This is a genomic window from Fluviibacter sp. (assembly GCF_057744235.1).
Genome location: NZ_JBIJFP010000021.1, coordinates 1 through 17231 on the forward strand (window position 1 = coordinate 1; position 17231 = coordinate 17231).

Below are 17231 nucleotides of genomic sequence, written 5' to 3' on the forward strand. Positions count from 1 at the left end.
TCATCCATGAGATGGATTGACGATACGGCAAGGTCAAAATCAAATCGCCGGAATCGAAAATCTCCGGCAATCCTTTGCCTGGCTTGAGCTCGGGCGTGTTAATCATTCAATCTAGCGGACAGTAGTGTCCTCATTTTAAAAAAGGGGATTTCGGAAAACTCAAAATACCAGTTCCAGACCGCAGTGCTCAGGAAATAATTGGTGATTTTTACTTTGTAGTTTCAGAACGTATAAATCTTCTTCGCGAAACTAACGCCACCCTCGAATCCATCGCCCAGGCATTGTTCAAATCGTGGTTTGTTGATTTCGACCCCGTCCGCGCCAAGATGGAAGGGCGCGCGCCCGAAGGTATGGATGAAGCGACAGCGGCGCTGTTTCCTGATTCGTTTGAAGAGTCGGAGTTGGGGGTGGTGCCGAAGGGGTGGAATCCCGTCAGACTGGATTCGTTTATCGAGTTGGCTTACGGGAAAGCCCTGAAGGCTGAAAATCGTAGAGCAGGTCCCGTTCCCGTGTATGGGTCTGGTGGTATTACAGGTTGGCATGACCAACCGCTTGTCGAGAGTGAATCGATTGTTGTCGGACGAAAAGGCACCGTCGGAAGTATTTATTGGGAAAGCCGCCCCTTTTTTCCAATCGATACAGTTTTTTATGTCAAAGCCACCAAGCCCTTAGTTTATTGCTACCAACTCCTTAAGAAGCTGGGCCTAGAATCCATGAATACAGATGCAGCGGTGCCTGGGTTGAACCGTGAGAATGTTTATAGGCTTTTGGTTCCCGGTGCACCGACAAATGTCGTGGCCGCGTTCGATCAAGTTGCTTCAAAGTTACGTGACGCAATAGATGAGAAAGATCGCCAATCTAAAAACTTAGAGGCTCTACGTGACACCTTGCTCCCCCGCCTAATCTCGGGCCAGCTGCGTTTGCCTGACGTTTGTCGGTGAATCGCCCGGTGTTTACCAGACACAATTGAGCCCGTTGCAGTGCTGCTGACTAAACTATCCTGAATGAACGCCATTGGCGTGGCAAATAATACATACGCGCCACTGTAAGGGGCTGGCTAAGGATTGTGGTGTGACAGGTGTCTTCGAGTTCTGGAGTTCCTGTTACACCCAGATTAATCCGGCCTTCGGTGTTCATCCCCGAATCTCGAACAACGGCATACGTCCTAGACAATTCGCGATTTAAGTCCTAGTATTCCACTAGGGTATATGCTCGGGTAGGTTTCTAGGGAGCGCTTTATTCGCTGCATAGACGTCTTCACTGAACATTAACCAGAAGTCGAAGAATCTCCGCTTGATTGAAATGCCTTTGTTTGATGGTAGACGACCTAATCCTATGAACAATAAACCCCTTCCGATCTCCGTTGCATGGCTTGGCTATGGCGGCTTGATCCCATTTCTGGCTTTTGCAGCGCTATCTCTGACTGAGCCAGCACACCAGCTCATCTATCGCAGTGCTTTATTTTCGTATGGTGCTGTCATCCTCAGCTTCGTAGGCGCCATTCAATGGGGCTTCGCCATGGTCGCGCCCGAACTGACTGATTCCCAGCGTCGGAGCGGATACATCTGGAGCGTTGTGCCGGCATTGATTGCATGGTTCACCGTATTTTTGGGACCCGTGATGAGTGGTCTTTTTCTCATTCTGGGATTCTTGATTCAGTACTGGCGTGATCTCACGCTGAGATTTCAATTGTCTTTGCCCAGTTGGTTTTTGCCGCTACGCCTTCGCCTGACGCTAGTCGCATGTATCTCGCTGGCACTTGGCATTTACTCAGTCTTCTAACTTATCCGGAATCCCAATGCGGAAGCCGTACGACTACATCTCGTCGATTAATTAAAAGGAAAAATCATGGATGCCATTGAAGCGATTCGCCAGCGCCGTGCAGTGAAGCACTTTGATCCGAATCACCGCTTCACAGAGGATGAAATCAAGCTGCTTCTGGATGTTGCCACCCAATCGCCGTCTTCATTCAATATCCAACACTGGCGTATTGTTAATGTCACTGACCCAGCGTTACGGGGGCAGTTGCGTGAAGCGGCTTTCGATCAGGCCCAGGTCACAGACGCATCGCTATTATTTGTTATCTGCACCGACATTAAGGCTTGGGAAAAGGATCCTCAGCGTTACTGGGTGCATGCGCCGAAGGAGGCCCAAGACATCCTCGTTCCTTGGATTAATCCTTTCTATAGCGGCAAAGATCAGCTCCAGCGAGACGAAGCAATGCGGTCGGTGGGCCTCATTTTGCAAACCCTCATGATCGGTGCCAAAGCGATGGGCTATGACTCCTGCCCGATGATTGGTTTTGATATTGAAAAGGTTGGACAGCTGGTCAACCTGCCAAACGATTACGCCGTCGGTGCCATGCTGGTGATCGGTAAAGGCATTAAGCCCGCTTGGCCCAAGCCAGGGTTTATCCCAATGAGCGAAATGGTCGTTGAGAACCACTTCTAAAGTTCAGCGGCCTCCTCCGGGAGGCCGTTTTTATTTTTAGCGACGATTCGAGAGGCTCATCTGGTGAGACTCTCGGCAAATATGATGACTCCCATGCCCGATCTCAAGGGTGAACACATAAGGAGCCTCATCATGAAAAACCTAATTGTCTGGATTGTCCTGATTTCTACCGCCGCTATGGGGGTTGCCGTTGCCCAGCCAGATGGCGGTGAGTTTGTCGCCGTTATTAAAACCGAGCAGACGCCTGTTGCCTGACCTGAGCTGGTTTGCGGCATGGCCCCTCCGTCAGGCAGAGGGGCCGGGTTGGTTTAATGCATGCCGTGTGCTGCCGGGCTGCTATGTGCCGGCATGTCGTGCACCATGTCACCCTGGTAGCCCAGCAGGGCGGGGTCCATCATGCCGGCGATCATGGCGAGGTGGGCAAAGACCAGAAACACGGCCACGTAGATGGCGTGGTAGCCAAGCTTCCGTTCTTCCGAAGCGCTTTTGTGGATGAGCCCCAGGTCCTGCAGCGCAATGAGCACCATGGGGATGCCACCGATCAGATACGTCGAGACAGCAATCACATCGATGATGGTGCGCCATTCCCCGGCACGGGTAATCGGCACGACGGCATTGACGAGCAGGTACGCAATAATCCCAATGAAATAGAGTCCGACAATCACCCCGGCCATGCGATTGAGGTTGCGTACCCAGCCGTGCAGCTGACGCGTATAAAGAATGTAAAGCTCGGTTATGGCCACGGTTTCGGCCAGTACGACAGGAATGGCCATAAAAAGGATGAGGTTCCAGGGCTGGTTGGTGGCCAACAGCTCCATGTAATGAGTCATGTTCATTGTTAATCTCCAGATAGGTATCACAGCCCGTGCGTGCGCAGGGGCAAAGTGGGTGCAGCGCTATCAGGTGATTTGCCGTGGCGGGCGGTACAGCCCTTCAACCCGGGTAGTGAGTCTTAAAACGGGCGTGAACCAGATGTGCTCACCGAGGCTAAAGTCGGTGACGAGAAGCTGGGTTGGCGGCACGATTCCAACAAAGCTGAAACAACAGTTGTGCGAAAGCTTGGTGCCATGATGCGTGTCGTGCTGGATGCTGTCGTGCGTTATGTCGCTGTCGGTTGCCGACAATATCGGGCAATCGTCGTGGTCGTTGTGACCCTGATGGCTTGCTGCCGTTGTTGTTGCGGTCGACACGGAAATATCGGCGACAACACTAGCGTTGCTGGCCACTGGGGCGAGCATGACGCAGATGGCAACGAGAAGGGTTATCAATTTTTTGATGCGCACGTTTGCATTATGCGCTGCTATGATCTTGCAAGACAAGATGTCGATGAACCCAACAAGTCAATAAGGTGATTCAAAGGGGCGCTATGAGCAAAAGATATGTGATGTCGGTGGTTCTGGGGGCTGCATTGTCGTCAATTCTGGTCACTCATGTGAACGCGCAGGAATCGTTCCGTGACCGACAGATTGATGACCGCTTCGATCGCGCCGATAAGAATCATGATGGCAGGTTGACGCTGGAAGAAGCGCAGGCCGGTATGCCGAAAGTTGCGGCCAATTTCGACAAGATTGATACCCAGAAACGGGGTTATGTCACAGTTGATCAGATCAAGGCTGCAGCAGATCGCTAAGCGTTATTAATTTTCAGGAGGAAGAAATGTCACAAAAGCATTGGAATCTATCTCGTGTGAATCGAGTTCTGGGCGCGTCAATACTGGTTTTGGCAGGTGCCATGCCGTTAACAGCGGAGGCACAGTGGGTCTTTGTTGCTCGCCATGTTGTGGGCCGGGTCCAGCAAGTGACGCAGCAGCAGGACGATTCGACGACAGGCGCTCCGCAGCGTGTGACCCAGGTCGCTACCGTGGTGCTCGATGCGCCGGCGAACCGTGTGTATCAGGTAGCAACGAATGCGACGAGCACGAATCAGCAAGTCACGGTGGTCAGGAATGATCCGGCAACGATGACGATCAATATTAAAGAAGGTGATCAATCAGCCACGCTGAGTGTGACGGCGCTGAATGAAAACCAGTCGCAGCTGATGATTGTGGGTTCGGCACCGGCCGGAGAAAACCCAGAGACCACTCGGATTGTGAATGCAGCCCTCCGTCTGTGTGGCGATCTGGGTAAAACCTGCCAGATTGGTAATAATTGAACGAATGACTGAACCGATCCGTTTAACGCAGTACAGCCACGGTGCTGGCTGCGGTTGTAAGATTTCCCCGAAAGTCCTGGATGTGATTGTGGCCGGTAGCGGCCTTCAGAATCTGGATCCTCGCCTGTGGGTGGGTAACGCTTCGCGTGACGATGCTGCCGTGTACGCGATTGATGACGAACGTGGCGTGGTATCGACGACCGATTTTTTTATGCCGATCGTCGATGATCCCTTTGATTTTGGCCGGATTGCCGCAACCAATGCCATCAGTGATGTTTATGCGATGGGGGGAACGCCGCTCATGGCGATTGCCATTCTGGGCTGGCCGGTGAATGTATTAGCACCTGAGGTGGCGCGTGAGGTTGTGCGTGGTGGGCGCAGTGTTTGCGATGATGCCGGGATTCCGCTGGCGGGTGGCCATTCGATTGATGCACCGGAGCCAATTTTTGGCCTGGCAGTGACAGGGTTAGTGGATAAGGCCAGCATGAAGCGTAATGACACGGCGGTGGCCGGTTGCCGACTCTATTTAACCAAACCACTGGGGGTGGGGATTCTGACGACAGCCGAAAAGCGCGGCGTATTGCAGCCCGATCATGTGCATGTGGCGCGTGATTGTATGACACGACTGAACAAGGTGGGTGCAGCGTTCGGGAAATTGCCAGGCGTGACGGCGATGACTGATGTGACAGGTTTCGGCTTGCTGGGGCATCTGGTGGAAATGGCCGATGGGAGTGGGCTGACCGCGGTGCTAGAGGCCGACACCGTGCCGATGTTACCCGGGGTGGCGGCCTATCTGGCGGCGGGTTGTATTCCCGGGGGAACGTTGCGTAACTTTGATAGTTATGGCGACAGGATTTCCCCATTGAGCAATGACCAGAAGCACCTGCTCTGCGATCCGCAGACGAGTGGCGGTTTGCTCGTGGCCGTAACGCCGGAAGGTGATAACGAATTTCTTGCGGTGGCAGAGGCTGCAGGGCTATTGCTACAACCGATTGGTCATTTGATAGCGCAGCAAACGCAGGCAGTTGTGGTTCGCTAATGCTGCCAATCGTTAAGGATTACCGGGCGATTTTTCTCAGTGGGGTGCCACTGATGGATACGCGTGCCCCGATAGAATTTAATCGCGGAAGTTTTCCGACAGCGCTGAGCCTGCCGCTGATGACGGATGATGAGCGGGCGCAGGTAGGTACCTGTTATAAGCAGCAGGGGCAGGATGCCGCCATTGCGTTGGGGCACAGGCTGGTGTCCGGCAATACCCGTGAGGCACGTATTGCCGCATGGGCGGCCTTTGCCCGGCAACACCCGGAGGGTTATCTATTCTGCTTCCGGGGAGGCTTGCGCTCACAGACGGTGCAGCGTTGGCTGGCTGAAGAGGCCGGGATTCGTTATCCCCGTATCGAGGGTGGCTATAAAGCCATGCGTCATTTCCTGATGGCAACGACAGCGGCGGTCGTTGCTCAGCGTTCCCTGGTGGTCGTGGGTGGTATGACCGGCACCGGTAAAACCGAACTGCTCGCAACATTGCCGCATGCCGTGGACCTGGAGGGTTTTGCCAATCATCGTGGCTCCAGTTTTGGTAAGCGGGTAGGCGGCCAGCCTGCCCAGATTGATTTCGAGCATCGCCTGGCGCTGCGCTTGCTGCAGCTGGATGCTGAAGTGTCCTCGGCGCTGGTGGTCGAGGATGAGGGGCATTTCATCGGCAGTTGTTCCTTACCGGATGGGCTGTACGCGCAGATGGGCCGTGCACCGATCGTCTGGCTGGAGGATGATTTCGAGAGTCGGGTTGACCGGATCTTGCAGGATTATGTGATCAATCAGCTGGCCGACCACGAAGCGGCATTTGGCATCGAGGCGGGGCTTCAGCACTTTGTTGTTCACCTGCAACAAAGCCTGTCGAAGGTTCAGAAACGTCTCGGTGGTGAACGTTACCAAAGAGCCGCAGCCATGATGAATGAAGCGCTGGCCGCACAGGCGGCGTCTGGCAATGTGAGTGGCCACCGTGAATGGATTCGACTGCTGCTTCAGGAATACTATGATCCGATGTATGTCCATCAGAAAGCCAGTAAAGAAGGCCGAATTGTGGCCGCGGGCGATGCAGAAGCCCTCCGGCAATACTTGATGTCATAAATAATTCATAAAAAATTGAGGGTAGTGGCAGTAAATTCGGCAGTTGTTGATTGCCGTTCCGGCACTGAATTTCAGAAAGCCATCCTCATGAAAAAGAAAGACGTCTCGCCAGCATCCGCCGCTATCCATGAAAGCTCGCTTGGCGAGCTCTATCAGCGATTGGAAAAAGATATTCTCGATAGCCTTGATGAAGAGCTTGAGATGGAGCTCGACGATCAGCGCTTTAGCGATGAGCTGAGTGGTTCCGAGGATGCGATCAAGATCCGAAACCAACGTCGCCTCTACTTCCGCGAGCTACTGCGCCTGCAGGGTGAGCTGGTCAAGCTGCAGGATTGGGTGGCGCATACCGGTTACCGGATGATTATCCTTTTTGAGGGTCGGGATGCTGCAGGTAAGGGCGGCGTCATCAAGCGGATTACGCAGCGTCTGAATCCGCGGGTTGTACGCACGGTGGCTTTGCCGGCACCCAGTGACCGGGAAAAGACCCAGTGGTACTTTCAGCGGTATGTGCCGCATTTTCCGGCAGCAGGAGAAATTGTCTTGTTTGACCGCAGTTGGTACAACCGCGCCGGGGTCGAGCATGTCATGGGTTTTTGCTCGGATGAGGAATACAAGGAGTTCTTCCGGTCTACCCCGGAGTTTGAGCGGATGTTGGTCCGTTCAGGTATCAAACTCGTCAAATACTGGTTCTCGATCAACGATGACGAGCAGCATGCCCGCTTTCTGAGTCGAATTAACGATCCGCTGAAGCAGTGGAAACTCAGCCCAATGGATCTGCAGTCACGCGTGCGTTGGGAGCAATACACCCATGCCAAAGAAAAGATGCTCAACAAGACGCATATTGAAGATGCGCCATGGTGGGTAGTACCGGGTAATGACAAGAAGGCCGCACGACTCAATTGTATTCGTCACTTGCTGTCACAGGTGCCCTATAAAGACGTCATCCATGAAGAAGTCATTTTGCCGGAACGAAAACATAATCCGGATTACGTAAGGCACCCTGTTCCACAGGAAATGATTATTCCGGATTATTACGGTTTTGGGCCAGAGGGTTCGGAAACCGAAATTTAAGCACATTGATTTCGACAACCTTACAGGCAGAAACGGCGTAGGGCGCTTAGGGTCAAACTGAAGGCAGGTGAACGAGCGCCCAGGTTTCGACAATTCTGAACAAGCACTGGACTCCCGCAATTGCGCCGGGTCGGCTACTGTCCATCGTTGGCAAACAGCATGAGCGGCTCGCCCATGCGGATCGGATGATTTTCTGCAATACCTGGGGCGAAACGCATTGGTTCTGGAAAGAACAGGATGATGGTCGAGCCATGTTCGAACCATCCTAGCTCGTCTCCCTTTCTTGCGCTGTAATCGGTCGGCAGAATGTTCGGCCCTTTGTAGCGAAGGTTAAGCGGTGTATCAATACAGTGGAGGCGGATGCTGGCCACCAGAATCGCCGCCACAGGCACCATCAGGAAGGGGACTGTTTTACCGTCCTGGCGGTGATGGGTACTTTCGATAACCGCCCGCTCATTCTTGCAAAATAATTGTTCGACACGTTTGAGGGCAATCGGGTTGACGTTCCAGGTGTCGCCGGAGATGTATGTCACACGGTGAATGTGACAGTCTAAAGGGGCGTGGAAGCGATGGTACATCCCGGCCGTGATGCGTATCGTGAGATAGCTACCATTGCGGAAGTTGTCGACCAGTTGTTTTTCCGGGAGCAGGTCGGCAATGGAGTACGGGAAGCCTTTCGCCTGAAAGACGGTCGTGTCATGAATCGTACCGTGCGCACCAATAATGCCATCACACGGACTCGTCAGAGTATCGGGCCCAGGGCAGATAGTGCGGGAACCCGGTTTCAATTCGCGAATAAACGCGTCATGCAGGCTGTCGAATCGCTGCTTTTTGGCATCTGAGAGGTCGACACGGGAGAAAAATCGCCAGAGCGCAATGGAGATGGACCTGACCATCGGCTGCCGAATTTTACTGAAGCGTCCCATGAACAGCGTTGCGCTTCGACGCGGAATCCGGTTGGTGAGGAGGAAATTGAGATCTTCCTGTAACAGGCATCGTTCGAAGAGTTGACGGATTTTCATGTGGATGTAACGAGGATTAGATAGAAATAGCGCATGGAAAACTTAATGAACGACACCGTGCTTACGCTGCTGGCGGTGGGTGCTGGTTTAGCAGCAATACCCAAAGTCCGGGCACGTCTGACTCTTTCGCGGGCAAAGCACCGGTCACTGGCCGGTCATTCGCGAATGGCCAAGCGTATCGCCCGATTAATACCGTTTTATGAATATGACGAATATCGGTTTTTTAGAGCCGATGACGCCCCGGAGTCGATTGTTGAAAAAAGAATCCGCGGTCTGAATGACCTTTCAGAGATCTATCGACGAAAATTCAAACGTTCTGCGGCAATGACGACGCAAGCGGCGGAGATGATTTCCGATCTGAAGTTTACGGGTGCCTATCGTGTGCCTTATCAGTTCTCCCGTTTTCTAAGATCACGTTTACAGGCAGGTTCTTTCGTCAACAGTTCCGGTGGCGTGTTTGTGACGGATCTCGATGGCAACTTCTTTTATGACTTGACCGGGTCTTATGGCGTCAATGTGTTCGGTTATGACTTTTACAAGTCCTGTATTGCCGAGGGCGCACGTCGGGTAGAAAACCTTGGCCCGGTTCTGGGCTCATATCATCCGGTTGTTCTGGAAAACGCAGAAAAGCTGAAACAGATTTCAGGGTTGGACGAAGTCTCGTTCCATATGTCAGGAACGGAAGCCGTTATGCAGGCAGTGCGGCTTGCCCGCTACCATACCGGTAAAAAGAATCTGGTCCGGTTTTGCGGCGCTTATCATGGCTGGTGGGAAGATGTGCAACCGGGTATCGGTAATCCGATGCCCCCCGGCAAAACCTATACCCTGTCGGATATGTCGGCACGTAGCCTGTCTGTGCTGAAGATGAGAAACGATATTGCATGTGTCTTGATCAATCCCTTGCAGGCATTGCATCCTAACAGGTCCGCACCAGGTGATAGTGCGCTTGTGGATAGCGGCCGGTCGGCTGGCTTTGATCGACAGGCTTACACCGCATGGCTGCAGCAACTTCGTGACGTCTGTACCAAAAAAGGCATCGTCCTGATCCTCGATGAAGTCTTTGTGGGCTTCCGGCTCGCACCGGGAGGCGCTCAGGAATATTTCGGCATTCAGGCCGATATTGTGACCTACGGTAAGACCTTGGGTGGCGGTTTGCCGGTCGGCGTCGTCTGTGGTCGGCGAGATCTGATGCAACGCTATCGCCAAAATAAGCCAGCAGATATTTGCTTTGCCCGCGGAACATTTAACGCGCATCCTTATGTGATGGGTGCGATGCAGGTGTTTCTTGAGCGTTTGAATGAATTTGAAATTCGCTTGATGTACAGCAATCTTGACCACACTTGGGACGAGCGTTCGCGAAATCTGAACGAGCGACTCGCTGCTGAGGGATTGCCAGTGTGTGTGGCAAATATGTCTTCCATCTGGACCGTGAGCTACACACAGGCCTCGCGTTACAACTGGATGTTCCAGTACTATCTGAAGGCTGAAGGGTTACTGTTAAGCTGGGTTGGGACCGGGCGCTTTATCTTCAGCCTGAATTACACAGATGCCGATTTTGCGATGGTCGCCAACAAATTTATGCAGGCTGCCCGCCGGATGGTGTGGGACGGCTGGTGGTGGCCTGCCTCTGAACTGACTAATAAGTCTATTCGCCGTGGCATCCTGTCAGAAATGCTGCGTGCCAGAATTGGCGCAAAATGAACCTGGCTACTCCGAGGTATTGGCGCTCCAGAAAGCCTGAGTAACGAATGGATGCTGGGCCAGGTTGTGAACCATCTTGTCCATCAGTGGTCCATCAATCGCGGTTGACGCTAACACCGCTTCGATTTCCACATCGTTTTCGCCAAAGGGGTGCATATCCAGTTCTCGGCTGGGATAGCCTGCCTGGTTAAGCTCTGCCATCAGCGCTGCCATGGCTTGTTTCTGGGTGTGTGCTGGTGTGATGATAAAGACCGCATGGGTGGCCTCGACGCTGTCTGACCCGAGAGGTTGGCGGTTGATCTTGTCGGCCACTGGGCGCAATAGTGTGTTGGCAGCCAGAACGAACGTAGAGCCTAGTATGGCTTCAATAAGCAGATCGGCACCTGCGCATGCGCCAACAGCAGCCGACCCCCATAAGGTGGCTGCTGTATTGAGGCCGCGGACATTGCCTTCCTCACGCATAATGACGCCCGCCCCGAGAAAACCAATGCCCGATACGACGTAAGCGACGACATGAACCCCCCCTTCGTGTCCGCCCAGGGTGGCCGCCATGTCGACGAACAATGCGGCTCCCACGGCGACCAGCACATTGGTGCGTAGCCCGGCTGTCCGTTGCCGGTACTGCCGTTCGAACCCGATGAGGCCACCGAGGATGAATGCGGCACTCAAGCTGATCAGCGTATCGGTCAGAATCGCCAGATTAATGTTTGAAAAAGCGCTGGGCATGGTGTCTGCTCATAAAAAAAGCGCCCCGAAGGGGGCGCTGAGGGGGGCGGCGTTATTAAACGGCGGCTTTGACTTCGTCATCATGTACGTGGTTCATAGGATCAATCAGCTGACCACGCATCAGATAAAACGGTGATTTGTAATACATCTTTAGGTCGTGAACCGGGTCTGTCAGGATCTTGGTCATCCAGACCAGACCGGTTTGTACGTCGCGGATAAAAAACAGATGTACGGTCCGGAATAGAAGACCACCGACACCGATGGCAAGCCAGATAATGCCGATGTGATCAATGGTGTCCTTCGTGGTTAGCGGTGCCTCGAAAATGCCAAAAAGCGTTGGACTGATTAGCAACAGTAACGGCGAGGTCAGCCAAATGGCAATGAGTACGATTTTGCGCTGCAGGTTGTAGCCAACTTTAATGGCTTCCTTGTATTCGTTCGTGGCGTGGTTCACCGTGTCGTAACCCTGAGGCTCAAAGAAGAAGTGACCTGACTGACGGGTGCCCATGGACCATACCCAGCCGATGATGGCGGCGGCGGCCGGGTCACTGAATACCAGACTGTACGCTGTCAGAAAACCCAGTGCGCTCAGAAAATGCAGTGTCTGATTGATCCGGCTATGGTGGTAGTAGCGGTGATCATCCCAGCGCTGTTCTTGCAGTGTTGCCCAAAAGTTTTTCATGGTGGCTCCCTAGAGTGGATGGCTTAACGATAGGGAGCGATTGCTACAGAAACATTAAGGCTTCAAGAGGTTTTTATGACAGGTGCTATTTCACAAATTTTTAAAAATTCCGTCTTAATTCCTTTATAAAAAGTCGTGATCATGGCGCAAGTTGATGTGGCGGTGCCAATAGATCAGGGGAAGCGATGGACTCAATTGTGATCGAGCAGCTTGCGGCAAGAAAGCGGACGTTACGACTCTCCATTGTGACCGAGACGTATCCACCCGAGGTCAACGGTGTTGCGTTGTCATTGTCGCGTTTTGTCGATGGCTTGCTCCAGCTGAATCATGAGATTCAGCTGATTCGTCCCCGTCAGCAGCGCGATCGAGAGTCTGTCACGGCCACGGGTATCGAAGAAGTGCTGACGACGGGCTTGCCGATCCCTAATTACCCTGATCTCAAAGTCGGGTTGCCTGCTAAACGACGTCTGGTGGCGCAGTGGACCAGGCGCCGGCCGGATCTAGTCCATATCGTGACGGAAGGCCCCCTGGGTTGGTCAGCGCTGGAGGCTGCCCGTAAATTGAGAATACCGGTCAGTTCCGATTTTAGGACCAACTTTCACAGTTACAGCCAACATTACGGCATTGGTTGGTTGAAGCGGCCGATCGTGGGTTATTTGCGTAAGTTCCACAATAAAACATCGATGACAACGGTGCCGACCGAACGGATGCGCTCTGAGTTGAGCGCTATCGGGTTTAAAAATGTTCGGGTGCTGTCTCGTGGGGTAAATGCCACGCTTTATGATCCGGCGCGCCGTTCAGAGGACCTGCGAGCACGCTGGGGGCTCAATGCTGACAATTTGCTATTGATCCATGTGGGTCGATTGGCTGCAGAGAAGAATCTTGAACTCTTGATTAAGGCCTATGAGTGCCTTAAAGCGCAAGATCCCAAGGTACGCTTGTTGCTGGTGGGAGACGGGCCAGAGAAAGCGGCCATGCAGGCGAGGGTGCCTGATGCGATTTTTGCCGGGATGCAAACCGGGGAAGATCTGGCGAGTCACTATGCGTCAGCCGATCTGTTTGTGTTTACGAGCAAAACTGAAACATTTGGCAATGTGACCCTTGAGGCGATGGCCAGTGGATTGCCTGTGGTCGCTTTTGATTATGCGGCAGCCGCGCAATATGTGACGCCTCAGAGTGGTTGTCTGGCGGATCTCGGTCGGGATGAAGACTTTTTACGGGGCTGTCAGGCAATGCATGCGGTATTTGTTCGGGATCCCTTGGCCTTCGCCGCGATGGGCCGTCACAGTCGCTTACGGGCTGAGCGGGAAAGCTGGCCGGTGGTAGTCAACCAGTTCGAATCGTTGTTGATTGAAGCGACACGACCAATTTAAGGGTGTGGTCGATAAATAGTTGTGCAGAGCAAAAAAAATGACGAATTGTCATAAATCGGTAACTTTGCATCCCTAGACTTCGATCATTGTAGTGATAAACGCCAGAAATAGTCTGGGCCAACCAAGGAGTTTGTTATGAACGTTTCGATCAATAAGCTGTTGACCGGCTTGCTCGTGTCTGCCGGCCTTGTTGCGGGTAGCGCACAGGCTGCTTCGCAAATTACGGGTGCGGGCGCGACTTTTCCGGCACCGATGTATGCTAAGTGGGCAGAGGCCTATAAAGGTCAGACGGGCACATCGCTGAACTATCAGGCGATTGGCTCAGGTGGTGGCGTGAAGCAGATCGTCGCCAAGACGGTTGATTTCGGTGCCAGCGATGACCCCGTTTCGGCCGCTGATCTGGAAAAGAATGGTCTTGCGCAGTTCCCGGCCATTATTGGTGGTGTGGTTACGGTGATTAACCTGCAGGGTATTGCTCCTGGTCAACTGAAGCTGAATAACGATGTGCTGTCGGATATTTTCCGCGCCAAGATCACCAAGTGGAATGATTCGGCGATCGCTTCGGTGAACCCGGGTGTGAAGCTGCCGGATACTGCGATTACGCTGGTCTATCGTTCGGATTCGTCGGGTACGACGGCGGTTTTCACGGATTTCCTGGCGCAGGTTTCGGCACCGTTCAAGGGCGTCGTTGGTGCTGGCAAGACGGTGAACTGGCCGTCCGGTGTGGGTGGTAAGGGTAACGCAGGTGTGGCTGCCAATGTGACCAAGATTGATGGTGCCATCGGCTATGTGGAATACGCCTACGCCAAGCAGAACAAAATGACCCATGTGTCGCTGATCAACCGTGATGGGAAGGCTGTGCAGCCGAATGAAGGCAGCTTTAATGCCGCCGCATCGAAGGCAAACTGGACGGGCACCCCGAATTTTGCGGTCAACCTGAACAATCAGCCGGGTGCCGCATCGTGGCCGATTACCTCGGCATCGTTCATCCTGATGCACAAGAAATCTGAAAAGCCGGAACAGAGTGCAGAAGTTCTGAAGTTCTTTAACTGGGCGCTGACCAAGGGTCAGAAGATGGCAACCGATCTGGACTATGTGCCGCTGCCGGATAACGCAGTTAAAGCGATCGTCAAGAGCTGGTCAGACATCAAAGGCCCGGATGGTAAGCCGGTGTACGTAGCGAAGTAATCTCTACCTAGTAGGCATGATGAGTCCTCCGGTCCGTGAACCCGCGGCCGGAGCTTCTCGCAAGAAACCGGAAATCCGGGAGTGATCGAGTGATTGAAACTAACGAAACTGTTGCCCAGGCGATGCAAAGACAGGCAGAAAAGTCTGCCAAGTTTCTGCGTCAGGATCGTCTGTTTGCGGGCGTGACCTTCAGCTTTGCGGCATTGGTGCTGCTGACGCTGTTCGGCATTCTTGTTTCTCTGTTTGTACAGGCGTGGCCGGCTTTTCAAGAGTTTGGCCTAGGCTTTTTTTACAGCACCACCTGGAGCCCGACCGACGGTAATTTCGGTGCGGGTATTGCCATCTGGGGGACATTGGTGACATCGCTGATTGCTTTGCTGGTGGGTGTGCCAATCAGCTTCGGCATCGCCATGTTCCTGACCGAATCCTGCCCGGTGTGGTTGCGTCGTCCTCTGGGGACGGCCATTGAATTGCTGGCGGGTGTGCCATCGATTATTTATGGTTTCTGGGGACTGTTTATCTTTGCTCCGCTCGTCCAGGAATATGTGCAGCCCTGGATGATCAAATGGTTCGGCGAACCGTTCTTTGCCGGCCCGCCCTTGGGGCTGGGCGTTTTTACGGCTGGTCTGGTTCTGGCGCTGATGGTCATTCCGTTCATCGCGTCGGTGATGCGTGATGTGTTTGAAACGGTGCCTGGGGTTCTGAAAGAGTCCGCCTACGGTATCGGTTGTACCCGCTGGGAAGTCGTCAAAAACATTGTGTTGCCCTACACCCGAGTGGGGGTGATCGGTGGCATCATGCTGGGCCTTGGGCGTGCACTGGGTGAAACGATGGCGGTAACCTTTGTGATCGGTAATGCCAACCGCTTCTCACTCAACTTGTTTGCACCAGGGAACTCGATCGCCTCAACGTTGGCGAATGAGTTTGCCGAGGCAGACCCGACCATGCACATTCCTGCACTGTTCGGCCTGGGCCTGATTCTCTTCATTATTACGTTCATTGTGTTGTCGGCTTCGGAATGGCTGATCAAACAGGGTGAGCGCAAGGCGGGAGCACGATAATGGACGCACGTTATCAACGCCGGAAATTTATCAACGGTCTGAGCACGGTATTGTCAGGTCTGGCCGTTGGTATCGGGCTGCTGGGTCTGGTCTGGATTCTGGCAACCCTGTTCATCAAGGGCCTGCCAGCCATGAACTGGGCCTTCTTTACCGAGTCGACGCCAGCACCGGGTTCAGAGGGCGGCGGCATGGCCAATGCGATTGTCGGCAGCTTTCTGATTGTGGGTCTGACCACGGTTGTTTCGACACCGATCGGTATTCTGGCGGGGATCTACCTGGCGGAATTCGGTGACCGGTCAAAAATTGCCGCAGTGACGCGCTTTGTGACGGATATCATGCTCTCAGCACCATCGATTGTGATTGGTCTGTTTGTGTATGCCCTGTTTGTGGCAACCACCAAGCATTTCTCAGGTTGGTCGGGTTCTATCGCGCTGGCACTGATCGCTGTGCCTGTTGTTGTACGAACGACGGAAAACATGCTGAAGCTGGTGCCCGGTAGCCTGCGTGAAGCCGCTTTTGCCCTAGGCATGCCGCGCTGGCGCGTAAGCCTGGATGTCTGTCTGCGTGCGGTACAAGGCGGTGTGATTACCGGCATTCTGCTGGCGGTTGCCCGTATTACCGGTGAGACTGCGCCGCTGCTCTTTACGGCACTTAATAACCAGTTCTTTAGCTGGGACATCGATCAGCCAATGGCCAACCTGCCGGTGACCATTTTTAATTTTGCCATGAGCCCTTACGAAAACTGGCAGCAACTGGCGTGGGGTGCATCTGCACTGATCGCTATTCTAGTGTTGCTGCTCAATGTGGTAGCTCGTGTCGTATTCCGTGAAAAAACTCAATCCTAAGAGGTAGTCATGTCTGAATTTCTTTCCGATCAGGGGATCAATGTTGCACTGAAGGTCCGTAATCTGGACTTCTACTACGGCAACTTCAAGGGTTTGAAATCGGTATCGATGGATATTGCCGAAAAGAAAGTGACAGCATTTATCGGCCCGTCGGGTTGCGGTAAGTCAACACTCCTGCGTACCTTTAACCGGATGTACGATCTGTACCCCGGGCAGCGTGCGGAAGGCGAAATTATCTTTCACGGCCAGAACACATTGGATCGTGGCGTTGACATGAATTTGCTGCGCGCACGTATTGGCATGGTTTTCCAGAAACCAACGCCGTTTCCGATGTCGATTTATGACAACATTGCATTCGGTGTACGTCTCTACGAGAACCTGTCCAAGGCCGAGATGGATAACCGTGTTCAGTGGGCGCTCGAACAGGCTGCGCTCTGGACCGAAGTCAAAGACAAGCTTAACCAGAGTGGTCTGTCCCTCTCAGGTGGCCAGCAGCAGCGCCTCTGTATTGCCCGCGGTGTCGCCGTGAAGCCGGATATTCTGTTGCTTGACGAACCGACATCGGCGCTGGATCCGATTTCGACTGCAAAGATCGAGGAGCTGGTGTTCGAACTGAAAAACGCCTATACCATTGCCATTGTGACGCACAATATGCAGCAGGCTGCCCGTGTGTCGGACTATACGGCCTACATGTATCTGGGTGAACTGATGGAGTTTGGTGTGACGGACGAACTGTTCATGAAGCCGAAGCGTAAGGAAACCGAAGACTACATTACGGGTCGTTTCGGATAAGTTCTTGCCTTAAAAGCCCGTGCACCTCTGAAATGTGCACG

The 17231-nt window shown here is 53.4% G+C and carries 20 protein-coding genes; 15 read left to right on the forward strand and 5 right to left on the reverse strand.

Annotated features, from left to right (window positions below; all coding sequences use genetic code 11):
* The first annotated feature begins 326 nt into the window (after window positions 1-326).
* The 4 genes from AC3GOJ_RS08890 to AC3GOJ_RS08905 all read left to right on the forward strand — a co-directional run bounded on the left by AC3GOJ_RS08890 (window position 327) and on the right by AC3GOJ_RS08905 (window position 2706).
* On the forward strand, window positions 327-941 hold the full coding sequence (locus AC3GOJ_RS08890; RefSeq protein WP_488237108.1) for a restriction endonuclease subunit S: 615 nt from the start codon (window positions 327-329) through the stop codon (window positions 939-941).
* Between the two features lie 361 nt (window positions 942-1302).
* Window positions 1303-1782, forward strand: coding sequence for a DUF3429 domain-containing protein (locus tag AC3GOJ_RS08895; RefSeq protein WP_488237144.1), 480 nt, complete (start codon window positions 1303-1305; stop codon window positions 1780-1782).
* A 66-nt stretch (window positions 1783-1848) separates the two neighbouring features.
* Complete coding sequence (locus tag AC3GOJ_RS08900) at window positions 1849-2451, forward strand: nitroreductase family protein (protein WP_488237109.1); 603 nt, start codon at window positions 1849-1851, stop codon at window positions 2449-2451.
* 132 nt (window positions 2452-2583) lie between these two features.
* Window positions 2584-2706 carry a hypothetical protein gene (locus tag AC3GOJ_RS08905; RefSeq protein WP_488237110.1) on the forward strand — a complete coding sequence of 41 codons (123 nt, stop codon included), beginning with the start codon at window positions 2584-2586 and terminating at the stop codon, window positions 2704-2706.
* Between the two features lie 53 nt (window positions 2707-2759).
* On the opposite strand, the gene AC3GOJ_RS08910 is transcribed toward AC3GOJ_RS08905, so the two are convergent.
* Together AC3GOJ_RS08910 and AC3GOJ_RS08915 are read right to left on the reverse strand one after the other, a co-directional pair.
* A complete protein-coding gene (locus tag AC3GOJ_RS08910; protein ID WP_488237111.1) occupies window positions 2760-3287 on the reverse strand; it encodes a DUF6803 family protein in 528 nt (175 codons plus the stop codon).
* 63 nt (window positions 3288-3350) lie between these two features.
* Complete coding sequence (locus AC3GOJ_RS08915) at window positions 3351-3734, reverse strand: hypothetical protein (RefSeq protein ID WP_488237112.1); 384 nt, start codon at window positions 3732-3734, stop codon at window positions 3351-3353.
* Between the two features lie 83 nt (window positions 3735-3817).
* Between AC3GOJ_RS08915 and AC3GOJ_RS08920 the strand changes: the two genes are divergently transcribed.
* The 5 genes from AC3GOJ_RS08920 to ppk2 all read left to right on the forward strand — a co-directional run bounded on the left by AC3GOJ_RS08920 (window position 3818) and on the right by ppk2 (window position 7800).
* Window positions 3818-4081 carry an EF-hand domain-containing protein gene (locus AC3GOJ_RS08920; protein ID WP_488237113.1) on the forward strand — a complete coding sequence of 88 codons (264 nt, stop codon included), beginning with the start codon at window positions 3818-3820 and terminating at the stop codon, window positions 4079-4081.
* 26 nt (window positions 4082-4107) lie between these two features.
* Window positions 4108-4602 carry a hypothetical protein gene (locus AC3GOJ_RS08925; RefSeq protein WP_488237114.1) on the forward strand — a complete coding sequence of 165 codons (495 nt, stop codon included), beginning with the start codon at window positions 4108-4110 and terminating at the stop codon, window positions 4600-4602.
* Between the two features lie 4 nt (window positions 4603-4606).
* Window positions 4607-5641, forward strand: coding sequence for a selenide, water dikinase SelD (selD, locus tag AC3GOJ_RS08930; RefSeq protein ID WP_488237115.1), 1035 nt, complete (start codon window positions 4607-4609; stop codon window positions 5639-5641).
* Window positions 5641-6729, forward strand: a complete 1089-nt coding sequence (gene mnmH, locus AC3GOJ_RS08935; protein ID WP_488237116.1) for a tRNA 2-selenouridine(34) synthase MnmH — start codon at window positions 5641-5643, stop codon at window positions 6727-6729. The genes selD and mnmH overlap by 1 nt, the downstream gene beginning before the upstream one ends.
* An 87-nt stretch (window positions 6730-6816) precedes the next feature.
* A complete protein-coding gene (gene ppk2, locus AC3GOJ_RS08940) occupies window positions 6817-7800 on the forward strand; it encodes a polyphosphate kinase 2 (RefSeq protein ID WP_488237117.1) in 984 nt (327 codons plus the stop codon).
* A 134-nt stretch (window positions 7801-7934) separates the two neighbouring features.
* Here ppk2 and asd read toward each other — a convergent pair whose 3' ends face one another.
* Complete coding sequence (asd, locus tag AC3GOJ_RS08945; RefSeq protein WP_488237118.1) at window positions 7935-8822, reverse strand: archaetidylserine decarboxylase; 888 nt, start codon at window positions 8820-8822, stop codon at window positions 7935-7937.
* A gap of 33 nt (window positions 8823-8855) precedes the next feature.
* Here asd and AC3GOJ_RS08950 point away from each other — a divergent pair, with 33 nt between their 5' ends.
* Window positions 8856-10523 (forward strand): aminotransferase class III-fold pyridoxal phosphate-dependent enzyme, encoded by a 1668-nt coding sequence (locus tag AC3GOJ_RS08950; protein ID WP_488237119.1) that lies wholly within the window; start codon window positions 8856-8858, stop codon window positions 10521-10523.
* A 6-nt stretch (window positions 10524-10529) separates the two neighbouring features.
* Here the strand turns inward: AC3GOJ_RS08950 and AC3GOJ_RS08955 are convergent, their stop codons facing one another.
* Window positions 10530-11249 carry an MgtC/SapB family protein gene (locus tag AC3GOJ_RS08955; protein WP_488237120.1) on the reverse strand — a complete coding sequence of 240 codons (720 nt, stop codon included), beginning with the start codon at window positions 11247-11249 and terminating at the stop codon, window positions 10530-10532.
* A gap of 55 nt (window positions 11250-11304) precedes the next feature.
* Entirely contained in the window at window positions 11305-11931 is a 627-nt protein-coding gene (locus AC3GOJ_RS08960) for a hypothetical protein (RefSeq protein WP_488237121.1), read from the reverse strand.
* A gap of 185 nt (window positions 11932-12116) precedes the next feature.
* Between AC3GOJ_RS08960 and AC3GOJ_RS08965 the strand changes: the two genes are divergently transcribed.
* The 5 genes from AC3GOJ_RS08965 to pstB all read left to right on the forward strand — a co-directional run bounded on the left by AC3GOJ_RS08965 (window position 12117) and on the right by pstB (window position 17190).
* Window positions 12117-13304, forward strand: coding sequence for a glycosyltransferase family 4 protein (locus AC3GOJ_RS08965; protein WP_488237122.1), 1188 nt, complete (start codon window positions 12117-12119; stop codon window positions 13302-13304).
* A gap of 135 nt (window positions 13305-13439) precedes the next feature.
* A complete protein-coding gene (gene pstS / locus AC3GOJ_RS08970) occupies window positions 13440-14492 on the forward strand; it encodes a phosphate ABC transporter substrate-binding protein PstS (protein WP_488237123.1) in 1053 nt (350 codons plus the stop codon).
* Window positions 14493-14581: 89 nt separating this feature from the next.
* Entirely contained in the window at window positions 14582-15553 is a 972-nt protein-coding gene (gene pstC / locus AC3GOJ_RS08975; protein WP_488237124.1) for a phosphate ABC transporter permease subunit PstC, read from the forward strand.
* The gene (gene pstA / locus AC3GOJ_RS08980) at window positions 15553-16398 is read left to right on the forward strand and encodes a phosphate ABC transporter permease PstA (RefSeq protein WP_488237125.1); all 846 of its coding nucleotides are present in this window, start codon (window positions 15553-15555) and stop codon (window positions 16396-16398) included. Before pstC ends, pstA begins: the two co-directional genes overlap by 1 nt.
* Window positions 16399-16407: 9 nt before the next feature.
* Entirely contained in the window at window positions 16408-17190 is a 783-nt protein-coding gene (gene pstB / locus AC3GOJ_RS08985) for a phosphate ABC transporter ATP-binding protein PstB (RefSeq protein WP_488237126.1), read from the forward strand.
* Window positions 17191-17231 lie beyond the last annotated feature (41 nt).

Bases quoted from the DNA above. Each gene is read 5' to 3' on its own strand.
- AC3GOJ_RS08890 (WP_488237108.1), top strand. From the start codon at position 327: ATGGAAGGGCGCGCGCCCGAAGGTATGGATGAAGCGACAGCGGCGCTG.
- AC3GOJ_RS08895 (WP_488237144.1), top strand. From the start codon at position 1,303: ATGCCTTTGTTTGATGGTAGACGACCTAATCCTATGAACAATAAACCC.
- AC3GOJ_RS08900 (WP_488237109.1), top strand. From the start codon at position 1,849: ATGGATGCCATTGAAGCGATTCGCCAGCGCCGTGCAGTGAAGCACTTT.
- AC3GOJ_RS08905 (WP_488237110.1), top strand. From the start codon at position 2,584: ATGAAAAACCTAATTGTCTGGATTGTCCTGATTTCTACCGCCGCTATG.
- AC3GOJ_RS08910 (WP_488237111.1), bottom strand. From the start codon at position 3,287: ATGAACATGACTCATTACATGGAGCTGTTGGCCACCAACCAGCCCTGG.
- AC3GOJ_RS08920 (WP_488237113.1), top strand. From the start codon at position 3,818: ATGAGCAAAAGATATGTGATGTCGGTGGTTCTGGGGGCTGCATTGTCG.
- AC3GOJ_RS08925 (WP_488237114.1), top strand. From the start codon at position 4,108: ATGTCACAAAAGCATTGGAATCTATCTCGTGTGAATCGAGTTCTGGGC.
- selD (WP_488237115.1), top strand. From the start codon at position 4,607: ATGACTGAACCGATCCGTTTAACGCAGTACAGCCACGGTGCTGGCTGC.
- mnmH (WP_488237116.1), top strand. From the start codon at position 5,641: ATGCTGCCAATCGTTAAGGATTACCGGGCGATTTTTCTCAGTGGGGTG.
- ppk2 (WP_488237117.1), top strand. From the start codon at position 6,817: ATGAAAAAGAAAGACGTCTCGCCAGCATCCGCCGCTATCCATGAAAGC.
- asd (WP_488237118.1), bottom strand. From the start codon at position 8,822: ATGAAAATCCGTCAACTCTTCGAACGATGCCTGTTACAGGAAGATCTC.
- AC3GOJ_RS08950 (WP_488237119.1), top strand. From the start codon at position 8,856: ATGGAAAACTTAATGAACGACACCGTGCTTACGCTGCTGGCGGTGGGT.
- AC3GOJ_RS08955 (WP_488237120.1), bottom strand. From the start codon at position 11,249: ATGCCCAGCGCTTTTTCAAACATTAATCTGGCGATTCTGACCGATACG.
- AC3GOJ_RS08960 (WP_488237121.1), bottom strand. From the start codon at position 11,931: ATGAAAAACTTTTGGGCAACACTGCAAGAACAGCGCTGGGATGATCAC.
- AC3GOJ_RS08965 (WP_488237122.1), top strand. From the start codon at position 12,117: ATGGACTCAATTGTGATCGAGCAGCTTGCGGCAAGAAAGCGGACGTTA.
- pstS (WP_488237123.1), top strand. From the start codon at position 13,440: ATGAACGTTTCGATCAATAAGCTGTTGACCGGCTTGCTCGTGTCTGCC.
- pstA (WP_488237125.1), top strand. From the start codon at position 15,553: ATGGACGCACGTTATCAACGCCGGAAATTTATCAACGGTCTGAGCACG.
- pstB (WP_488237126.1), top strand. From the start codon at position 16,408: ATGTCTGAATTTCTTTCCGATCAGGGGATCAATGTTGCACTGAAGGTC.